The organism is Dyella japonica DSM 16301, from assembly GCF_001010355.1.
GTDB classification, from domain to species: domain Bacteria; phylum Pseudomonadota; class Gammaproteobacteria; order Xanthomonadales; family Rhodanobacteraceae; genus Dyella; species Dyella japonica.
The window spans coordinates 1-379 of sequence record NZ_JPLA01000087.1; the positions used below are offsets into that span (position 1 = coordinate 1).

At 66.2% G+C, this 379-nt stretch carries 1 protein-coding gene; it reads left to right on the forward strand.

Annotated features, from left to right (window positions below):
* Positions 1–379: OPT/YSL family transporter (locus Y882_RS18265; RefSeq protein WP_046973389.1), on the forward strand; the 379-nt coding region annotated here is incomplete at both ends.

The window sequence follows — 379 nt, forward strand, 5'->3', positions numbered from 1 at the left end:
CAGCGGCTTCGATTTCAATCTTTCCTTCGCGCTGTTCGCCATCGGTCACCTGGTGGGCCTGTCGGTGGGTATCGCGATGTTGATCGGCGCGATCATCGGCTGGGGCTGGGGCGTGCCGCATTACTCGCTGCTGGGCGACATGAGTGCGTCGGTGGCGGACCTGGCCAACGGTACCTGGAGCCACAAGGTGCGTTTCGTTGGTGCGGGCGCGATCGGCGTGTCGGCCATCTGGACGCTGGCCAAGCTGGTGAAGCCGGTGATCAGCGGCCTGACCTCGGCCATGGCTGCCTCCAAAGTGCGCAAGGCCGGCAACGCCGACTCGCTGCCGCGCACCGAGCGCGACATTCCGATCGGCATCGTGGGCCTGATCACGCTGGCC